This window comes from Pseudomonas sp. TE3-3-F2023 (assembly GCF_036784815.1).
In the GTDB taxonomy this organism is placed as follows: Bacteria; Pseudomonadota; Gammaproteobacteria; order Pseudomonadales; family Pseudomonadaceae; genus Aquipseudomonas; species Aquipseudomonas pudica.
The window spans coordinates 274,298-291,872 of sequence record NZ_CP145113.1; the positions used below are offsets into that span (position 1 = coordinate 274,298).

Here is a 17,575-nt window from a genome sequence, read left to right on the forward strand (position 1 = left end):
CACGGGCCCGGACTGACCCGACGCAAGGAGGAGCCTCGTGGCGCGAACGCTGATCCGCAAGAACCCGAGTAACTTCAAGACACTGCCGCTGCATGTCGAGGCCACGCCCGAAGGGCTGATCTACCAGAGCATCGGCATGCCGCTGAACTTCGCCCAGATCCAACAACGGCGCAAGGCCATCCAGCTGCCCGACGTGCAGCGCTTCGTGGTCGAACTGGCCAACCTGGGCGTGTCGGTGCGGCTGACCCTGCATTGGCAGAACCGCGATTACTGGGTGCTGGTACGTCAGCGCCGGCAAGACCGTGGTGATGTAGTACTGAAACTGATTTCCGGCTATGTGCCGGCGCAGGAGCTGAACCTGCCATTGCACACGGCCGTGCAGGAAGTGGCCGAGGAATGCCTGTTGGAAACTCCGGAAGGCTGGCTGGGCGGGCGCTTCAACGAAACCTGGTTGCCGGTGCCCTACGCTGCCGCCCTGCACTACCGCGAAACGCCGCACTTCGTGCTGGCCCCGGAGTCCGGTGCCGCCCGCCCGGTTCACTGCGGCAAGCTGATGCTGCTGGAACGACCACGGGCGTATGTGCACTTGCCGACCGCCTCATTGCAACTGATCTATGACATGCGTTTGCAGGTACCTCGGGACGCCAAGAAGCTCAGCCTGTTCCACGTCGATGAGCGGCTGGAGGGCGACCAACTGGTGGCGCGACTCAACCGCAAACGGCCAGACCTTTACCTGATGCCGTTGGAGGAAGGCCAGCCGCTGGCTGAGCTGTATACCCTGAAGAAGGATGAACTGGTGCCGGCGAGCACGCGCGGGCTCTACCTGGCCGAAAGTTTTGCACGGCAAGAGGGCTGGGTGGTCACGGACGAGCGGGTGCGCTGGAAGGATTGGGTGAAGCAGCAGGGGTTGGTGGAGAGCAAGCCGGTGCGGGCGTCACATCTGCAGCGGTTTGGAGACAAGGCGCGGGAACTGCTGGAGCGGGCGCGTACTTCACTACACAAGTGAGATTCCGAGGCCTGCGCCGCCCCTGCAGGAGCAGCCTTGTGCTGCGAAGAGGCCGGTAGAGCCAAAGAAACACTTTTGCCCTACCGGCCTCTTCGCAGCACAAGGCTGCTCCTACAGGTAATGAGGCAGCCTCAGAGGTTCGATCAGTTCTTGCGAATCTTCTCGACGATCGCCGTGGTCGAGCTGTTTTCGACCAGCCCCAGCACCTTCACGGTACCGCCATAGGCCTTAACGATATCGGCACCCACCACCTGGTCGATACCATAGTCGCCACCCTTGACCAGCACGTCCGGCTTGACCTGGCTCAGCAGGTTCTCCGGAGTGCCCTCGGGGAAACTGATGACCCAGTCCACCGCCCCCAACCCGGCCAGTACGGCCATGCGCCGGTCGACGCTGTTGATCGGCCGGCCCGGGCCTTTCAGGCGGCTGACCGAGGCATCGTCGTTGACCGCGACGATCAGCCGATCGCCCTGGGCCCGCGCCTGCTCCAGATAGGTGACATGCCCGGCATGCAGGATGTCGAAGCAGCCGTTGGTGAAGACGATCTTCTCTTTGTGAGCCCGTGCGTCGTCGATGGCCAGCAGCAGTTGCTCAAGGCCCAGCACGCCGCGCTCGGAGCCTTCCTCACGCTGGATCGCCCGGCGCAGCTCGGGAGCACTGATCGCAGCCGTACCCAGCTTGCCGACCACGATGCCCGCCGCTAGGTTGGCCAGGGCCACCGCATGGGGCAGGTCCTCGCCGGCAGCGATAGCCGCGGCGAGGGTGGAGATGACGGTATCACCGGCACCGGTCACATCGAACACTTCACGGGCCCGTGCCGGCAGGTGCAGCGCCGGCTGGCCGCTGCGCAACAGGGTCATGCCGTGCTCGCCACGGGTCACCAGCAAGGCGCCCAGGTCCAAGTCTTGAAGCAGCTGCAAGCCCTTGGCGACCAGCTCGGCCTCATCGGCGCAACGGCCGACGATGGTCTCGAACTCGCTGAGGTTGGGAGTGATCAGGCTGGCGCCACGGTATATGGAAAAGTCCTTGCCCTTGGGGTCGGCCAGCACCGGAATGCCCTTGGCCCGCGCCGCCTGGATCAGGCTCTGGTGGTTTTTCAGTGCGCCCTTGCCGTAGTCGGAAAGGACCAGCACCTTGACGCCCTCAAGCAGGCTGTCGACCTCCGCACCCAGCGACAACGGGTCGGTGGCGAACGGTTCCTCGAAATCGATGCGCAGCAACTGCTGGTGACGGCTCATGACCCGCAGCTTGACGATGGTCGGCTGGTGCGCGATGCGCTGGAACACCGAGCGCACGCCTGCAGCCTGCAGGCTGTTGGCCAGGCTGTCGGCAGCCTCGTCCTGGCCGGTGACGCCAATCAGCGAAGCCGGTGCGCCCAGGGCGGCGATGTTCAAGGCAACGTTGGCCGCGCCGCCGGGGCGATCCTCGATCTGATCGACCTTGACCACCGGGACTGGCGCTTCAGGCGAGATACGCGAAGTACCGCCATGCCAGTAGCGGTCGAGCATGACATCGCCGACCACCAGTACCGGGGCTTGATCGAAACGCGGCATGGACAACTTCATGGGCAACCCATATGGAAATAATGAACAGGGGCAGGATATTAGCACAGGGTAGACGACGGCTTTATGGCCAGATCACCCCAGGAAAATTCCCGTGACAATCGGGGCCGCAATGGCCCCGATCAACGAGGGTTCAGGTGATATCGGCCTTGGCCGGCTCATCCAGCCCCATGGCATGCAGGCGGGCATAATGGCCATTGGCCGCAAGCAGCTCGGCATGGGTGCCGCGCTCGACAAGGCGCCCTTGGTCCATGACCAAGATCTGGTCGGCCTTTTCGATGGTCGACAGGCGGTGGGCGATCACCAGCGTTGTACGGCCCTGCATCACATGGTCCAGGGCAGCCTGGATATGCCGCTCGGACTCGGTATCCAGCGCCGAGGTGGCCTCGTCGAGGATCAGCAGAGGCGCGTTCTTCAGCAGTGCCCGGGCGATGGCCAGGCGCTGGCGCTGGCCGCCGGAGAGCAGCACGCCGTTTTCACCCACTTCGGTATCGAAGCCTTTTGGCAGCCGGTCGATGAACTCCTTGGCGTAGGCATCAGCCGCAGCGGCTTCTATGTCGGCGCGGGGGGCGCCGGCCAGGTCGCCATAGGCGATGTTGTTGGCCACGGTATCGTTGAACAGGGTGACATGCTGGGTCACCTGCGAAACATGGCGGCGCAGGTTGCGCAGGCGATAGTCCTCTATCTCCACGCCATCGAGCAGGATCTGCCCCTGGTCGTGGTGATAGAAGCGCGGGATCAGCGCTGCCAGGGTCGACTTGCCGCTGCCAGAGCGGCCGACCAGTGCAATCATCTGCCCTGGCTCGGCGACGAAGCTGATATCGCTCAGCACTTCACGCTCGGTACCTGGGTAGGTGAAGCTCAGGTTGCGCACTTCCAGGCGCCCTTCCACCCGCTCCTTCTCGACGGTACCGCTGTCCACTTCAGGTGCTTCGTCCAGTTGCTCGAAGATGCTCTCGGCACCGGCCAGGCCCTTCTGGATGGTCGAGCTGACTTCCGAAAGCTGACGAATCGGCTTGGGCAACAGGCCGGCGGCCGTAATGTAAGCCACCAGATCACCGGCAGTGGAATCGCCACGCAGGAACAGCACCAGGAACATCAGCGCGGCCATGGCGGTGTAGATCACCAGTTGCAGCATCGGCGTGTACAGCGAGCCGGTCTTGGTCATTTGCAGCTGCTTGTCGGTGTTGCTCTGGCTGGCCTTGCCGAAACGCTGCTCTTCGTAGGCCTCACCGCCAAAGCTGCGCACCACGCGGTAGCCCTGGATAGTTTCCGAGGCAACGTGGGTGACGTCGCCCATGGCCACCTGGATCTTCTTGCTCTGCTTGCGGAATTTCTTGCTGGCGACGCTGACCATCACTGCGATCACCGGCAGGATGGCGACCATCACCAGCGTCAGGTGCCAGTTCATCCACAGCAGGTAGCCGAAGAGAAAAACCACGGTCAGGCCTTCTCGGATCACCACCTTGATCGCATCGGTGGCGGCACCGGTGACCATGGTCACGTTGAAGGTGATTCGCGAGATCAGGTGCCCGGAGTTGTGGTTGTCGAAGTAGCGGTTAGGCAGCACCAGCAGCTTGTTGAAGAGTTCCACACGCAGGTCGTGCACCAGGCACAGGGAAACCTTGGCCAGGAAATAGTTGCCGAGGAACGAACCCAGGCCCTGCCACGCGGCGATCAGGATGATCAGCAGCGGCACAGCCTGCAGCAGTTGCAGGTCGCGCAGGTAGGGGACGTTGGGGAACAACACTGCTTCAGGGTTGCTCAGCCCATCAACGAAATACTTCAGAATCCCGGCCAGCATCGGCTGGGTCGAAGCAAATATCACGAAACCGATGATGCTCAGCAGGAAAATGCCGACATAGGGTTTCACATAGCTCAGCAGCCGGAAGTAGATCTTCAGGCTGGAGGTGTGTTCCGCCGGTCGCGGTGTTTCGGCCATTATCAAGCTCGCTGTTCAGGTTGAACCGGAAATTTTACCACAGGCATCATTTTCGGCACTCCCCCATGGCAGCAACATGGCCAGGCCCACTGGCAGCCAGCTGATGAACCATTCGGCACGTGGCGTACCGGTGAGGCTGGCGGCATCGAACTGCATGGCCAGAGTGGAGTACACCCAGAAACCGAGCAGGATCTTGCCGAACAACGTGCCACGTGCGCGGACGATTTCGCCGAAGGTGTACAGCCACACCATGACCCACAGCAGCATCCCGGGCAGGCCCATCTCCACTGCGATGTGAGTGAACATGTTGTGGGTATGGTCGAAGTGCTTGCCCACTGCACTCACGTCGTAGGCAGCACCCAAACCAAGGCCGGTCCAGGGGTGTGCGGCGATCATGTCGACTACGGCATGGAATATTTCCGGTCGGTAGGACGAGCCGCGCTTGGCGATCAGGTCGTAAACAAGATAGAAGGCCAGACAGGTGGCGATGGCCGCCAGCACGGCAAACACCCGGCTGTGGCGGTCACGGAACCACAACGGGGCCAGGATCACGGTGAGCACCAGGGCCAGGATTGCCCCACGGCTCTGGCTGAGCATGGCAAACAACCCCAAGCACACCAGCGCCACCAGCCACAACAACTGCAGGCCACGTTGCTGCGGCGGCTCGTAAAGCAGGAAAAGCACGGCTGCACCGATGACATAGGCACCCAGGATCGGGTGCGATATTTCGCCGATGCCCTCCAGGCGGGCCAGCAAAGGCATGCCCAGCACGCCGTAGAAATGGATGACCGAAACCATCGCGGCAACGGCCAGCAAGGCACTTGCGGCCAGCAGCAGCTGACGTATGCGGACCTGGCCAAGCTGGCCCAGCAGCGGGAACGCCAGCAGGAACACCAGGATGTAGAGCAGGCGTTTGGCCTCGCGCCCCGGGTTTTCCGCGGCCGACCAGACCAGACTGAGCCCGCTCCACGCCAGCAGCAACAACACACTCCCCCACAAGGCCGGCTGACGCCGCCAGGCCTGCACTATTACTTGCCTTGCGGACCACGCCATTACCAGCGTCGGCAACCACAGGAACAGCACCAGACCTTGCTGATAGACCTTGTTGCTCGGTGCCAGGGCGATAGCTGCCAGAAACCAGACCAGGCCAAACCCCAACCAGGCTCGCGCCCAGTTTTTTTGATACAACATCCTTTCCCCCGATGAATCAAAGACACCATCCAATGGTGCTACAACATTATTTTCGGCATTATTGCCGGCCATTCCATTCGCCCGACGACAAGGCTCTATTCATGCAATGCTCCCGGCTCCCCCAGGTCGACTTCGATCAGCTGACAAAAGGCGCACAGGTGCTTGAGGCAGATAGCCATGGCGCCAAAGTCTACCTGCTCGCGGATGGTAATTTCCTCAAGGTTTTTCGGAGGAAGCGGCTGATTTCATCTGCACTGCTGCGCCCGTACTCACAGCGCTTCGTCGACAACGCCGCACGCCTTGCACAATTGGGCATCCCCACCCTGGAGGTTATCAGCCAGCACAAGCTCGACCTGCCAGGGCGTACCGCCGTGCTGTACCGCCCGCTGCCAGGGCGCACCTTGTTGCAGATGTCGCGCGATGAAGGTTTCAGCTGGGGGGCCTACCTGCCGCGCCTGGTCGAACTGATCCGCCAACTGCATCGCAGCGGCGTGTACTTCCGCTCGTTGCACCTGGGTAATGTGGTGGTCACCCCCGACCAGCAGCTGGGCCTGATCGACGTGGCCGACATGCGCTTTCTGCGCCCGCCGCTGTCGGCGCGCATGATTCGGCGCAATGTGCAGCATATGGTGCGCTACATCGAGCGGGAGAACCTGGGCGACCGCTTCCCCCTTGCCGCCTTCGAGGCAGCCCTGCTGGCGCGCTGAGCGTCAACTGCGCAGCAGGCTCTGCGAGCCGCTGCAGAATGCCTGCCAGGCTTGCTCCGGGGCCAGCGCCTGGCGTTGCCGAGCGGCTACCGCCGGGGCACTGAGCGCCGCACATCGCTCGATAGCCTCGGCCCAGGCATTTTCATTGGCAATGGGCAGGTAGCCACCGGTGTCCTGCAACTGCTCGCGGAACACCTGCAGGTCGCTGCACACCACCGGCACGTCGGCCATGACCGCCTCCTGCACCACCAGCCCCAGGCCTTCGGAGCGCGAAGGCACCAATAGCCAGTCGAATGCCCGGTACAACTGCTGCAGGTCGTCGCGGTGACCGCTCAGGTGAACACGCCCGGCCAAGCCCAGCGCGTCGATACGAGCCTGCAGCACCGCACGCAGAGGCCCTTCGCCAATGATTGCCAATTGCAGGCCCGACTGGCGCGCACTGGCCTTGGCGAACGCCTCGATCAGCATCTCGAAACCTTTGCTCTCCACCAGTCGCCCGACCGCGCCCAGCATGACCCCGGCCACCTGTTGCAACTGCAGGGCCTGCCTGGCCGCATCCCGGCTCAACAACGGCTCGGCGAACGCCAGCGGGTCAAGGGCCATGCGCAAGGTCTGCACCGGCCTGCCAAGATCGTGTTCGAGTGATGTGGCAAGCGTCTGCGAAACGGCGGCGATGCTCAGCCGCTCGGCCGGGAACATACGCAGCAGGCGAACGTCACCGGCACTCAGGCGCGTCTTGCCGTGAAACAGCACCTTGGCACGCAACTGCGGAACCTGCTGCAACAACGGCAACACCAACCGCGCCACACCGACACCATCGAGCAGCACGACTTCAGCCTGGGCCTCGTTCAGCGCCTTGCGCAAGCGCATACGCAACCATGGGCGCAACAGGCGCCAGAAGTGCCGCCCTTTCAGCGCCCGTGACGGCATATGCCACTCCCGGGTCGAGCCAAGCCCACAGCAGAGGCCGCTACCCAGCAGCAACCAGTTACTGATCCGGGCATCGGCACCCGCGTGCGACAGTACCTGCCGATGTACCTTGTGGATGGACATGTACGGCGTTCCACCCGCCCACATCATATTGACTATGTTCATGGGCCCTCTCCCGCTCATGTCAGGTGGGACAGCGACTTCATTGAACAAAAATGGTGATTCCCATGCCGATCACGGCACCCGCCACCAGCGTCAATGCCAACTTTATCCGATCACGTCTACGACGTTTGGCCTTGCGCTCCACTTCGATGGGCAAGGTCACGTGATTACCAAATCCAGTGTGCAATACTGCATCACCCTCCAAGGTGACCGCTGTCAGATTTAACTCAGCATAGCGTCGGGAAAGTGCCTTCTCTCCAGCATAGGCGGCAAATGGTGCGCAACGCTGGTAATCGCTCAAACGACGCAGCCCCGGGTTGAGCGAGAACGCCTGCCACTCGGCCTTGTCGGACAGTAGGGGATAGCAAGGCACCCCGGCGATCACCCGGCGATCACCCAGATGGATGTAAGGGCTGTGGATGGCCAGGTCATGGGCATGACTGCGAAGCCACACCTGCAACAGGTCGGGGCTGACCTCCAGTATGGCCCGGGAGTCTTCGACGAAGCCCTGGCGATAGAAGTGCCAGTCGTCCTCGCAGTGAAAGATGTAGGGCGTCTTGACGTGGCTGTAGGCCAGGTCGATAGACGGAAGCTGGCCCAGTTTTGGCCGGTTGACGAACACCTTGCAGTGGGGTTTCCAGTGCTCAGGCACAGCGGCATGCACGGCATCGTCACCGGAGTCTTCGGTGATGAACACTTCGCGAATGGGCGCGGTATTGTAGCGATCGAAACTCTCAAGGGTATCTTTGAGCAGATCAAACCGCCCACAACTGGTCACGACGAGCGTGACGTCACTCTCATTTGAAAAGCGCACCGGACTCCCTCCGCATTGCGACTATCGACTTCAACGCCCTTTCCTCAGGCGCGAAAGTTCTTATGTTAGATGCCCAGCCTCAGGCGCAGCCGCTGCCATGCAGACAACGGCGGATGGGGCCTGAGCGCCGGGCGCATGTGGTCGACGATGCTACGTCCAACTGCGCCGAAACTGAAACGGGAAACCGCCAGGTGGCGGCCATTTTCTGCAATCTGCCGCGCCAGTTCAGGGTCCGCACGCAAACGGCGGAGCTTCTCCTGGAGGGTCGGGATGCAGTCATAGAACACCACGTTGTGCATGTCCTGCAGGCCCAGCGCGCGGTTCTCTTCCTCGCCCTGGTCATACGCCAACAGCACACAGCCACAGGCCATGGCTTCGAAATTCTTGATCATGTATTCGCCCATGCCAACGTCGGCACTGACGAAGAAGCGGATCCGGTTGAGCGTATTGCAGTAGTCTTCACCCGACTTGGTCCGGGTGACCACCAGGTTCTCGACGCGGCCCAGCTCGTCCAGCAATGCCTTGCGGCCGCTGTAGGCCACGCTGTTGGTACTGCCGACGAAGGCCAGTTCGATATCGCGCTCACGCCCCTGGTCGGCCAGCAACTGCTCGTCGTAACCCTTGGGCACGAACACGGCGTCGAAACCTTCCTGGCGCAGGCGCTCGCTGACCATATAGCCGGAGCTGATCACCCGCGCCCAGGGCAACTTGCGGTAATGGGCGCTGAACTTGCCGGTGTACTTGCACGGGATGTAGTTCTGGTAGGCATCATGCTCGAGGATGACCAGGTTCGGCACGGTACGGATGAACGCCGCCTGACGGATTTCCTGCTTGAAACGCAGGAAGAAGACAATGCGGTCATAGCGCTCGACCTGCACTTCACGCTTGAAATAGCGGCGCAGGTTGCGCTGGTCTTCGCTGGTCAGCCAGCGCAGGTCGCACTCGCAGTTGGCCGCGACGCCATCGTACAGGCGATCAAGAATCGCCCGCTGTTCCTTCTGCACCAGAAATAGGACTTTCATTGCGTTCCTTGGGCGCTCTGCGCCATCGCGGTCAACCATGGGGGCGCGGCTACAACTCACGCCGCCAGAACAGTTCATGTCGGCGCACGGCCTTGCGGAAGAATTCGTTCTCGCCGTAAGGCGACGGCCGCCGCCCGGCCAGCCAGCGCTGCAACAAGCGACGCAGCCGGCGCTTGAACGGCGCCGGTGGCTGCAGGTCGTGCATCATGCCCAGGGCCATGGCCTTGTCGCGCTGGGTTGCCACGTCCAGTACCAGACTGCAAGGTGCCCACGCCTGAGCGGCGCTCAGCTGCGGTGGCAAGGCCACGCCATCACCACTGTCGCCCATCGGCCAGCGGTCGTTGTCGTGCAGGTGATTGGCGTAGCACAGCAGGGTTTGCGGCTGCCAGGCCAGGCCTTGCAAGGCTTCCAGCACCGCTGCCTGGGCACATATATGGTCGGGGTGCGGGTCGAGCTGCGGGTGCGGCATAACCAGCACCTCTGGCCTGGCCATTTCCAGCAAGGCCCGCAGATCGGCCAGCAGGTTGCGCCAGGTCGGCGCGCCATCGCCGTCGGCCGGCAGCGGGAATGGGTTGAACCGGCGGAAGACGCGAATGTCGGCGAGGTCGGCCTCGCGAGAAGCGGCCGGCTGGTCGGGCGCAGCCTGCATGGCAGGCAGTTGCAGGCAGAAGTAGCCCAGCTGCACGCAACGCGATTCCGCCACACCGGCCCAGCGTGGCACGGCGATACTGTCCCAGGCCCGCAGGCGGCCCTTAAGGCGTGCGGCTTCGGCCTTTGCCAGTCCCATCTTCTGATAGTGTTCGGCCTCGATCTCACCTGCGGTCAGCGTCACTACCCAGGTTTCGTCGGCCTGGCTGTAGAGCCCGTAAGCGGCCAGTTCGGCGTCATCGGCATGCGGCGCGATCACCATCACTCGACGCCGTTGCAGCTCGACCGCCGGGGTTATCCACAAGCGCGGCCGGCCCAACAGCCCACAATGCCGGCCACGCAGGCGCAACGCGCCTGCCTGCAGAGGTGCGGCGAGGCCGGTCAGATTGAGGAAGCGCACGCCATCGACGCCGCGCTCGAAGGTTTGCCGGTCGGCCTGCTCGCCAGCCACCAGCTCGACCTGCGGGTCGAGGAAGCGCCCCAGCCAGCTGCTTTTTACCCGCAGCTCGAGGATCAGGGTGTCGTTGCCCTGCAGCGTGCATTCAGCCTTGAGCAGGCCGCCGCTCAGGGTGGCAGGAACCTCCAGGGTCTGCTCGCCGAATTCGTACGCGTAGTCCTCGCCTGGCGCATAGAACAAGTGGTCGGCAAACCAGGCTTCATGGGCCGCCCACAGCAGCGGCAACAGCAGAAGTGGCAACCACCACCAGCTGAACACCCCTACGGTCACCAGCGCGGCCAGGCCCACCAGCAGGCCCAGGCGCTTGTTGCGCCGGTGGCGCTTGAGCAACTGCTGCTTGCGACTCACGCCTGATACACCGGTACGGGGTTGCACCAGCGGTCCTTGTACTCGCGGTCGGCACGGCCGAACGAGAACCGCAGCGGCTTGTTGCGCGCACGGGCGTCCTCCCAGGCGGCCTGGGTATTGAGGAAGCTCAGCACGCTGCCGGGGCTGAAGGCCTTGGTTTCAGGGTCGACACCGCCATTGATGTACTCGACGCTGATCCATTCCGGCGCTTCGACACGGTATACCAGCTGGATGGCAATCGGCTTGCCGTCCAACAGCAGCACCGAGCCGATCAGCAGCTCGCGCAGGCGCTCCAACACCTCGGCCATGCGCTCGGCGCCGGTGGCAGGGAAGCCCCAGCGGCGACGGAACAGGTCGCAGTACATGCTGGCGATTTCCTGCGCGCTGAAGTCGCTGATCGGGCGCACCACACCGCCCGCCTCTTCCAGCAGGCGCAGTTCGCGGCGCTGGTTGTAGCGGAACTTCTTCGACAGGTCTTCGTGGGCGCGGGCCATGGCCAGCTGTTCCTTCTGTGCCTTGAGGCCACTGAAGCGGCCTTGGTTCAGTTCGGACAGGTAGCGCGCGGCATGGCGCAACGGCGCAGCGGCATCGGCGGCCGCCGGCAGGATGATTTCGGCGTTGCCCAGGTCGAACAGAGCCTTTTTCCCGGCACGCTTGAGCACATCCTTGGACAGCGCAAGGTGGCGCCCCCAGGTGGGGATGGCGGCCTTCAGCTCGCCGGCCTGGTGCCAGCCCAGATAACGCACCGGGATCTGTGCCAGGTCCGCCAACTGCTCGACCACCAAAGGATGAGTGGCGACACTGCCACCAAAGCGGGCCCATGCCTCGGCGTAGGCCTTGGCGTCGATAACTTGCCAACCGCGCTCACGGAAGGCCTGGATACAGTTGAGCATCAGGCCTGCCCCACCAGCACACGGACTTGCGGCAGCTGCCAGAAGGCCTCGCGCACCGCCTGGTCGGAAAAGCGTTCACGCAGGCGCTGCAGCATGTGCTCGGCACAGGCCTGGCGCTGCTGCCCATCGAGCATAGCCATGTGCTTCAGGCCCTGAGCCAGTTGCCCGGCATCACCCAGCGGAAACAGTACGCCAACACCCTCGACCACTTCACGGGCACCGCCACAGGCCGTGGCCAGTACCGGTACACCTGCCGCCATGGCTTCGAGCAGGACCATGCCGAAGGGCTCATGGTCGGAGCTCAGCGCGAATACGTCGAACGCCTGGAAGTAACGGCGCGCATCAGGCACCTGGCCAAGGAAGTCCACTTGCCCGGCAATGCCCAGCTCGGCAGCCTGGGCCTTGAGCCTGGTTTCCAGGCGCCCCTTGCCGAGAATCGCCAGGCGAGCGCCGGCTGGCAGCCCCGGTAGGGCTTCGGCAAAGCCACGCAGCAGGGTGGCCTGGTCTTTGTCCGGGTGCAGGCGCCCTACGTTACCGACAATCCACGCCTGCGCATCCAGGCCCAAGGCCTGACGGGCCTCGGCGCGTGGCACCAGGGCCGCTTGCAGGGCGTCAATGTCGATGCGGTTGTACAGGGTCTGGATACGCTCTGCCGGCCACTGCGGCAAGCAGCGGCGCATGTCGTCACGCACTGCGTCCGACACGCCCAGCAAGCTCAGGCGCTTGCTGAACAGGTTGGCGAAGATGCGTCGCCCCTTGCGCTCGTAGTCACCGAAAGCGTGGTGCACGCCGATCACCGGCAAGCCGGTGCCCAGCAACGCCACGTAGATCGGCTTGAAGCGATGGGCAATGCAGAAGGCGAAATTGCGCTCGGCCGCGATCCGCCGCAATGCGCGGATGGCGCCGAGTTTCAGGCCGCGCACGGCCTTGGAGCTGAACTCCAGGAACAGCACCTCGTCCGACGCACAGCCAGCCGCTACCTGCGGGTCGGCAGCGCCGGTGAGGAACACCGTGGTGACCTGGTAGCCACGCCCATGGAACAGGCTGGCGTATTGACGGGCGCAGTCCAGGAACGGCCCGTCATAGCCATGGCAGAACTGTAGAATACGCGGCTCAGAGCGGCTGGTCATACGGGGCCGCGCCGTCCTTCACAACCAGGATGTCTTCCATGATCAGGTACTGCAGGTCCGAGCCGAAGAACATGTTCAAGGCGTCGGTCGGCGAGCAGATCATCGGTTCACCACGGCGGTTCAGCGAGGTGTTCAGCGACACGCCGTTGCCGGTCAGGTCTTCCAGCGCCTTCATCATGTCGTAGTAGCGCGGGTTGTACTCGCGCTTGAGCACCTGGGCACGCGAAGTGCCATCCTCGTGGACCACTTCCGGCACGCGGGTCTTCCACTCTTCAGCCACTTCGAAGGTAAAGGTCATGAATGGCGCCGGGTGGTCGACCTTGATCATTTGCGGGGCGACGGTGTCGAGCATCGACGGGCAGAAAGGTCTCCAGCGTTCGCGGAACTTGATCTGCTCGTTGATGCGGTCGGCTACGCCCGGCACGCTCGGGCAACCGATGATCGAACGGCCGCCCAGGGCACGAGGGCCGAACTCCATGCGGCCCTGGAACCAGGCCACCGGATTGCCGTCGACCATGATTTTGGCGATGCGCTGCGGCATGTCGTCGAGTTTTCGCCACTTCGGCGCGTTTGGGTGACGGGCACAGGCGGCAATCACATCTTCGTTGGAGTACGAAGGGCCGAGGTAGACGTGTTCCATCTTCTCGACCGGCACGCCACGGGCGTGGGAAACGTAGGCGGCAGCACCCACGGCGGTACCGGCGTCACCGGAGGCCGGCTGCACGAACAGCTCTTTCAGGTCTGGGCGGGCGATGATCTTCTGGTTGAGCTTGACGTTCAGCGCGCAACCGCCGGCAAAGGCCAGCTTGCCGGTTTCACGCAGGACGTCACCCAGGTAGTGATCGATCATCTGCAGAGCGATCTTCTCGAACAGCGCCTGCATGCTGGCCGCGTAATGGATGTACGGCTCGTCGGCGATGTCGCCTTCACGCTTGGGGCCCAGCCATTCGATCAGCTTCGGCGAGAAGTAGAAGCCCTTGCCCTTCTCTTTATAGCGGCGCAGGCCGATGACGTTGGCGTATTCGGTGTTGATCACCAGCTCGCCGTTTTCGAAGCTGGCCAGGCGCGAGAAGTCGTACTTGCTCGCGTCGCCATACGGCGCCATGCCCATGACCTTGAACTCGCCATCGAGCATCTCGAAGCCGAGGAATTCGGTGATTGCGCCGTACAGACCGCCCAGCGAGTCAGGGTCGAAGAATTCCTTGATCTTGTGGATCTTGCCGTTTTCGCCGTAGCCAAAGAAGGTGGTGGCGTATTCGCCCTTGCCGTCAATGCCGAGGATTGCGGTTTTTTCCTTGAAGCCCGAGCAGTGGTAGGCACTGGAGGCGTGGGCCAGGTGGTGCTCGACCGGTTCGATCTTGACCTTTTTCGGGTCGAAGCCCAATTGCTCCAGGCACCAGACGATCTTCTTGCGGTAGCGCTTGTAGCGACGATTGCCCATCAGGATCGCGTCGAGGGCGCGGTCCGGGGCGTACCAGTAGCGCTTGGCATAGTGCCAGCGCGCCTTGCCGAACAGGCTGATCGGGGCGAACGGGATGGCTACCACGTCGACGTCGGATGGCTTGATGCCTGCCTGTTCCAGGCAGAACTTCGCCGACTCGTAGGGCATGCGGTTCTTCGCATGCTTGTCACGCACGAAGCGCTCTTCTTCGGCGGCGGCAATCAGTTTGCCGTCAATGTACAAGGCCGCGGAAGGGTCATGGCTAAGGGCGCCGGACAGGCCAAGAATCGTCAATGCCAAGGGATTAGCCTCTTCATTCGGTAGAAATGCGCCAGCGGCCTCTTGGGCGGGTGGCGGCTAAAGGGCGGGATTATAACGCAAACATCAGGAACTGCGCGGTCGTTGTAGGAGCGGCCTTGTGTCGCGAAAGGGCCGTGCAGCGGCCCCAGGCTTTCAGCTCCGCAGCAGAAATTGCCGGGGCCGCTTTGCGGCCCTTTCGCGACACAAGGCCGCTCCTACAAGGGATCGCAGCGCGGCTTATTCAGCGATCAGCCAGTCCATGCGGAAACTGCCGGCGGTTTGCGCCAGCTCTTTGGCCAGCCATGGCAGCAGCTCCTTGAGTTCTTCCTCCAGCCCCCAGGGCGGATTGGCGATGGCCAGACCTGAGCCGTTGAGCCCCTGCGGGCTGTCCTGGTGGTGCACATACAACTCGACCCGCAGCAGTTTCGGTGCGCCGGTGCTGGTCAGGTCCTGGTAGAAGCGGGCCAGCGAGCGCTGGTCCTTGATCGGGTACCAGATGGCCGCGACGGTCTGGCGCATGCGGCCGATCGCCTCTTTCATGGCGGTAGTGCAGCGCTTGAGTTCGTCAGCCTGTTCGAACGGTGGGTCGATCAGCATGATCGCGCGCTTCTCCTGCACCGGCAGCAAGGCCCGCGGCACGTGCCAGCCTTCGCCCAGGTGCACGACCACGCGCGGGTCTTTCTTCATGTTTTCCTTGAGCAGCGGCCCGTCTTCGGGATGCTTCTCGTTGAGCAGGGCACGGTCCTGCCCGCGCATCAGACGGCGGGCCAGCTCGGGCGAACCGGGGTAGTAGCGCAGCTCGCCATCTGCATTCAGGCGCTTGATGATGCGCAGATAGTCGCCAGCCATGGCCGGCAGGTCATCGCGATTCCACAGGCGGGCGACACCTTCCAGGTACTCGCCGGTGCGGGTTGCCTGGTCGCCCTGCAGGTCGTAAAGGCCGAGCCCTGCATGGGTATCGATGTAGGCGAACGGCTGCTCCTTGCGCGACATCAGGGCGATGAGGCGGGTCAGCACGATATGTTTGAGGACGTCGGCGTGGTTGCCGGCGTGGAAGGCGTGACGATAGTTCATGGCAACTCCTGCGGGGGTGGCAAGTTTACCTTGCCTTGCAGGCGGAGTCAGGCCTGGCTGCTGATCGGCGGTGACCTCTTCGCGGGTAAACCCGCTCCCACAGGTACCTCACAGAATTTGAGTTCTGTGCAATCCCTGTGGGAGCGGGTTCACCCGCGAAGCAGGCGCCGCCGACTCAACGGGTATTACTTGTCAGCGTGATACGCCGCATCAGCAGTCTCGAAGCGCTTGACCATTGCCTGCGACGGGCTGCCCAGCTTGCTCACCACGATGATGGCGATGCTGGCGAACAGGAAGCCCGGGATGATTTCGTACAACCCAAGGGTGTCGAAGTTCTTCCACAGGATCACGGTCAGTGCGCCAACCACGATACCGGCCAGTGCGCCGTTACGGGTCATGCCTTTCCACAGTACCGAAATCAGCACCACCGGACCGAAAGCAGCACCGAAGCCGGCCCAGGCGTAAGCCACCAGGCCCAGCACGCGGTTTTCCGGGTTGGAGGCCATGGCGATGGCGATCAGGGCGACGGCCAGCACCATCAGGCGGCCGACCCACACCAGCTCGACCTGCGAAGCGCTCTTGCGCAGGAACGCCTTGTAGAAGTCTTCGGTCAGGGCGCTGGAGCACACCAGCAGCTGGCAGCTCAGGGTACTCATTACCGCCGCCAGGATGGCCGAAAGCAGCACACCGGCAACCCATGGGTTGAACAGGATCTTGGCCAGCTCGATGAACACCCGCTCGCGGTTCTCGCTGACCGGGCCTGCCAGGTCAGGATGCGCCGAGAAGTAGGCGATACCGAAGAAGCCCACGGCGCAGGTACCGACCAGGCAAAGGATCATCCAGGTCATGGAGATACGACGAGCGTTGGCGATCGACTTCACCGAGTCGGCAGCCATGAAACGCGCCAGGATGTGCGGCTGACCGAAGTAGCCCAGCCCCCAGCCCATCAGCGAGATGATGCCGATGAAGGTGGCGCCCTTGAACATGTCGAAGTGGGCCGGGTTGACCGCATCGATGGCAGCGAAGGTGGTATCGAAGCCGCCAGTGGAGATCAGCACGATCACCGGAGTGAGGATCAGCGCAAAGATCATCAGCGAAGCCTGCACGGTATCGGTCCAGCTCACCGCCAGGAAACCACCGATGAAGGTGTAGGCGATGGTCGCAGCAGCACCGGCCCACAGGGCCGTTTCGTACGACATGCCGAAGGTGCTCTCGAACAGACGAGCACCGGCAACGATGCCGGAGGCGCAGTAGATGGTGAAGAACACCAGGATCACGATGGCCGAGATGATCCGCAGCAGGCCGCTATTGTCTTCGAAGCGGCTGGAGAAGTAGTCCGGCAGGGTCAGCGCATCGCCGTTGTGCTCGGTCTGCACGCGCAGACGACCAGCAACGAACAACCAGTTCAGGTAGGCGCCGACGGTCAGGCCGATGGCAATCCAGGCTTCGGACAAGCCGGAGAAGTAGATGGCGCCTGGCAGGCCCATCAGCAGCCAGCCACTCATGTCGGAAGCACCAGCGGAAAGCGCGGTGACCACGCTACCCAGGCTGCGGCCGCCGAGGATGTAGTCGGAAAGGTTATTGGTGGAGCGATAGGCGGCGAAGCCGATCAGCACCATTGCGGCGATATAGACCACGAAAGTGATCGTTAGAGGATTGCCCATGCGTGTGCCCTGGCGTTTGTTTTTATGTCATGCACAACCGCAGCCATGGCGGTTGCACCCAGGCCGCGAATCGTATGCAACAACGCAAAGTGGGTGCAACCATTTTTCATTTGCAAGTTGCACCTCTTCGTGCAATTTCCGACAAATCTGATTTTTTGCTCCTTTTTGGAGCAAAAAGCCCGCTTTCAAGAATAAAACGCACCGAAGCGGCCCCTTTCAAGGCTGTGGAAATGGTTGCCGGACGAGTTGCACCTTTTCCGTGAAAAATTCGGGTTGCACCTGGT

General features: G+C 62.8%; 15 protein-coding genes. 3 read left to right on the forward strand and 12 right to left on the reverse strand.

What is annotated here, in order from left to right; genetic code table 11:
* Positions 1-37: 37 nt before the first annotated feature.
* Positions 38-1,006: a hypothetical protein gene (locus V3314_RS01270; protein ID WP_046613366.1), complete on the forward strand. Its 969-nt coding sequence runs from the start codon at positions 38-40 to the stop codon at positions 1,004-1,006.
* Between the two features lie 143 nt (positions 1,007-1,149).
* Here the strand turns inward: V3314_RS01270 and hldE are convergent, their stop codons facing one another.
* The 3 genes from hldE to V3314_RS01285 form a co-directional block, all read right to left on the reverse strand.
* Complete coding sequence (gene hldE, locus V3314_RS01275; protein ID WP_013974472.1) at positions 1,150-2,571, reverse strand: bifunctional D-glycero-beta-D-manno-heptose-7-phosphate kinase/D-glycero-beta-D-manno-heptose 1-phosphate adenylyltransferase HldE; 1,422 nt, start codon at positions 2,569-2,571, stop codon at positions 1,150-1,152.
* A 130-nt stretch (positions 2,572-2,701) separates the two neighbouring features.
* On the reverse strand, positions 2,702-4,510 hold the full coding sequence (gene msbA, locus V3314_RS01280) for a lipid A export permease/ATP-binding protein MsbA (RefSeq protein WP_046613368.1): 1,809 nt from the start codon (positions 4,508-4,510) through the stop codon (positions 2,702-2,704).
* A 15-nt stretch (positions 4,511-4,525) separates the two neighbouring features.
* Positions 4,526-5,701 (reverse strand): O-antigen ligase family protein, encoded by a 1,176-nt coding sequence (locus V3314_RS01285; protein ID WP_046613369.1) that lies wholly within the window; start codon positions 5,699-5,701, stop codon positions 4,526-4,528.
* A gap of 101 nt (positions 5,702-5,802) precedes the next feature.
* Between V3314_RS01285 and V3314_RS01290 the strand changes: the two genes are divergently transcribed.
* Positions 5,803-6,408, forward strand: a complete 606-nt coding sequence (locus V3314_RS01290) for a toluene tolerance protein (RefSeq protein WP_338459841.1) — start codon at positions 5,803-5,805, stop codon at positions 6,406-6,408.
* Between the two features lie 3 nt (positions 6,409-6,411).
* Here V3314_RS01290 and V3314_RS01295 read toward each other — a convergent pair whose 3' ends face one another.
* From V3314_RS01295 to putP, 9 genes are all read right to left on the reverse strand, one after another.
* On the reverse strand, positions 6,412-7,503 hold the full coding sequence (locus V3314_RS01295; RefSeq protein WP_046613371.1) for a glycosyltransferase: 1,092 nt from the start codon (positions 7,501-7,503) through the stop codon (positions 6,412-6,414).
* A gap of 37 nt (positions 7,504-7,540) precedes the next feature.
* Positions 7,541-8,314: a glycosyltransferase family 2 protein gene (locus V3314_RS01300; protein WP_338459842.1), complete on the reverse strand. Its 774-nt coding sequence runs from the start codon at positions 8,312-8,314 to the stop codon at positions 7,541-7,543.
* 65 nt (positions 8,315-8,379) lie between these two features.
* Positions 8,380-9,336, reverse strand: a complete 957-nt coding sequence (locus tag V3314_RS01305; RefSeq protein WP_108480767.1) for a glycosyltransferase — start codon at positions 9,334-9,336, stop codon at positions 8,380-8,382.
* Between the two features lie 49 nt (positions 9,337-9,385).
* A complete protein-coding gene (locus V3314_RS01310) occupies positions 9,386-10,789 on the reverse strand; it encodes a PIG-L family deacetylase (protein WP_135001308.1) in 1,404 nt (467 codons plus the stop codon).
* Positions 10,786-11,682 carry an antimicrobial resistance protein Mig-14 gene (locus V3314_RS01315; protein WP_046613377.1) on the reverse strand — a complete coding sequence of 299 codons (897 nt, stop codon included), beginning with the start codon at positions 11,680-11,682 and terminating at the stop codon, positions 10,786-10,788. The genes V3314_RS01310 and V3314_RS01315 overlap by 4 nt, the downstream gene beginning before the upstream one ends.
* Complete coding sequence (locus V3314_RS01320) at positions 11,682-12,812, reverse strand: glycosyltransferase (RefSeq protein ID WP_046613378.1); 1,131 nt, start codon at positions 12,810-12,812, stop codon at positions 11,682-11,684. The genes V3314_RS01315 and V3314_RS01320 overlap by 1 nt, the downstream gene beginning before the upstream one ends.
* The gene (locus V3314_RS01325) at positions 12,796-14,553 is read right to left on the reverse strand and encodes a carbamoyltransferase (RefSeq protein ID WP_013974482.1); all 1,758 of its coding nucleotides are present in this window, start codon (positions 14,551-14,553) and stop codon (positions 12,796-12,798) included. The genes V3314_RS01320 and V3314_RS01325 overlap by 17 nt, the downstream gene beginning before the upstream one ends.
* Positions 14,554-14,790: 237 nt before the next feature.
* A complete protein-coding gene (rlmJ, locus tag V3314_RS01330; protein ID WP_338459843.1) occupies positions 14,791-15,627 on the reverse strand; it encodes a 23S rRNA (adenine(2030)-N(6))-methyltransferase RlmJ in 837 nt (278 codons plus the stop codon).
* 185 nt (positions 15,628-15,812) lie between these two features.
* Positions 15,813-17,291: a sodium/proline symporter PutP gene (gene putP / locus V3314_RS01335; protein WP_046613382.1), complete on the reverse strand. Its 1,479-nt coding sequence runs from the start codon at positions 17,289-17,291 to the stop codon at positions 15,813-15,815.
* 74 nt (positions 17,292-17,365) lie between these two features.
* On the opposite strand from putP, the gene V3314_RS01340 reads away from it, so the two are divergent.
* A complete protein-coding gene (locus V3314_RS01340) occupies positions 17,366-17,554 on the forward strand; it encodes a hypothetical protein (RefSeq protein WP_135001306.1) in 189 nt (62 codons plus the stop codon).
* Positions 17,555-17,575 lie beyond the last annotated feature (21 nt).

Excerpts from the sequence above, each read along its gene's own strand:
- hldE (WP_013974472.1), bottom strand. The coding sequence starts at position 2,571 with ATGAAGTTGTCCATGCCGCGTTTCGATCAAGCCCCGGTACTGGTGGTC.
- msbA (WP_046613368.1), bottom strand. The coding sequence starts at position 4,510 with ATGGCCGAAACACCGCGACCGGCGGAACACACCTCCAGCCTGAAGATC.
- V3314_RS01285 (WP_046613369.1), bottom strand. The coding sequence starts at position 5,701 with ATGTTGTATCAAAAAAACTGGGCGCGAGCCTGGTTGGGGTTTGGCCTG.
- V3314_RS01290 (WP_338459841.1), top strand. The coding sequence starts at position 5,803 with ATGCAATGCTCCCGGCTCCCCCAGGTCGACTTCGATCAGCTGACAAAA.
- V3314_RS01295 (WP_046613371.1), bottom strand. The coding sequence starts at position 7,503 with ATGAACATAGTCAATATGATGTGGGCGGGTGGAACGCCGTACATGTCC.
- V3314_RS01305 (WP_108480767.1), bottom strand. The coding sequence starts at position 9,336 with ATGAAAGTCCTATTTCTGGTGCAGAAGGAACAGCGGGCGATTCTTGAT.
- V3314_RS01315 (WP_046613377.1), bottom strand. The coding sequence starts at position 11,682 with ATGCTCAACTGTATCCAGGCCTTCCGTGAGCGCGGTTGGCAAGTTATC.
- V3314_RS01320 (WP_046613378.1), bottom strand. The coding sequence starts at position 12,812 with ATGACCAGCCGCTCTGAGCCGCGTATTCTACAGTTCTGCCATGGCTAT.
- rlmJ (WP_338459843.1), bottom strand. The coding sequence starts at position 15,627 with ATGAACTATCGTCACGCCTTCCACGCCGGCAACCACGCCGACGTCCTC.
- putP (WP_046613382.1), bottom strand. The coding sequence starts at position 17,291 with ATGGGCAATCCTCTAACGATCACTTTCGTGGTCTATATCGCCGCAATG.
- V3314_RS01340 (WP_135001306.1), top strand. The coding sequence starts at position 17,366 with ATGCAACAACGCAAAGTGGGTGCAACCATTTTTCATTTGCAAGTTGCA.